We start from the raw sequence: 1,643 nt of genomic DNA on the forward strand, positions 1-1,643 counted from the left end.
CCGGTCACCCGACCGGGCGCCGTCCGCTACTTCCGGAGCTTGAGCAGGTTCAGGGCCTCGTGCAGGTCGTTCGCCACCAGCGCGCGTGTGCCCTGCGGCAGCGGCCCGGCGTCCGGCGGCACGAGCGCCTTCGTGAAGCCGAGCCGGGCGGCCTCGGTGAGGCGTCGGCCCACGCCGTTGACGCGGCGCAGCTCGCCGGACAGCCCCACCTCGCCCACTACGACCAGGTCGTGCGGCAGGGGCAGGTCCGTGGCCGCCGAGGCGACCGCCAACGCCACCGCCAGGTCCACCGCGGGCTCGGTGAGCCGCATCCCGCCGACCGTGGCGGTGAACACGTCCTTGTTGCCCAACCCGACCTTGCCGCGCTTCTCCAGCACCGCCAGCACCATCGCCAGCCGGGCCGAGTCCAACCCGCTCACCGCGCGCCGCGGCGCGGGCAGCGCGGTCGGCGTGACCAGCGCCTGCACCTCGCCCAACATCGGCCGCTTGCCCTCCACCACCACCGTGACCGCGGTGCCGGACACCGCCTGGTCGCGCCGGTGCAGGAACAGCCCGGACGGGTCCGGCACGCCCGCGATGCCGTCGTCGCGCAGCTCGAAGCAACCGACCTCGTCCGCCGGCCCGAACCGGTTCTTCACCCCGCGCAGCAGCCGCAACGTCGAGTGCCGGTCTCCCTCGAACTGCAGCACCACGTCCACCAGGTGCTCCAGCACGCGCGGCCCGGCGACCGAGCCGTCCTTCGTGACGTGGCCGACCAGCACGACCGGCAACCCGCGCTCCTTGGCCACCGCGATCAGGCCGGACGTGACGGCGCGGACCTGGCTGACCCCGCCGGGCGCCCCGTCCACCGCGGGCGACGACATGGTCTGCACGGAGTCGACGATCAACATCGTCGGCTTGACCACGTCCACCTGCCCCAGCACGGCGGAGATGTCGCTCTCCGCGGCGAGGTAGATCTCGTCGTGCAGGTTGCCGGTCCGATCGGCGCGCAACCGCACCTGCCCCGCCGACTCCTCACCGGTGACGTACAGGCAGCGGCCGACCGACAACGCCCACTGGTGCGCCACCTCCAGCAGCAGGGTCGACTTCCCGACCCCCGGCTCCCCCGCCAGCAGCACCACGGCCCCCGGCACCAGGCCACCCCCGAGCACCCGGTCGAGCTCCAGCACCCCCGTCGACAGGGCCCGCGCGGACTCGATGTCGACCTGCGCGATGGGCCGCGCCTCACTGCTGGGCGCACCCGCGAGGAACCGGGGCGCAGCGGAAACCCCCCGCTCCTCCACCGTTCCCCAGGCCTGGCACTCAGGACACCGCCCGACCCACTTCGCCACCTCGTGCCCGCAATCGGCACACCGGTACGTCGCTTTGGGAGCCCGTGCTGTCTTCGCCACGCCCCGAGGCTATCCGCCACCTCCGACAAGCCCGATCCGCACCAACACCCACCCTCCACCCCCCAACTCCGCCAACCACCGTCGTGCAGCCAAAGATCACCCACTCAGTCATTCCCGCCCCAACCCCCGTAACCACCCCCACGCCCTCAACGGCCCCGCCACCACCCCACCGAGGCCCGATTTGACATGGGTTCGGGTGCCTTAGGCTGGTCGAAGCCGGCAGGCCCGGCGGGACGCTTCACCCCGCTGGGC

The 1,643-nt window shown here is 73.0% G+C and carries 1 protein-coding gene; it reads right to left on the reverse strand.

Translation table 11 applies throughout. The features are described 5' to 3' along the window. Window positions 1-26 precede the first annotated feature (26 nt). Window positions 27-1,391 (reverse strand): DNA repair protein RadA, encoded by a 1,365-nt coding sequence (gene radA / locus AB0G02_RS39045; protein ID WP_360805201.1) that lies wholly within the window; start codon window positions 1,389-1,391, stop codon window positions 27-29. Window positions 1,392-1,643 lie beyond the last annotated feature (252 nt).

The sequence above is a fragment of the Actinosynnema sp. NPDC023658 genome (genome assembly GCF_040639995.1).
In the GTDB taxonomy this organism is placed as follows: domain Bacteria; phylum Actinomycetota; class Actinomycetes; order Mycobacteriales; family Pseudonocardiaceae; genus Actinosynnema.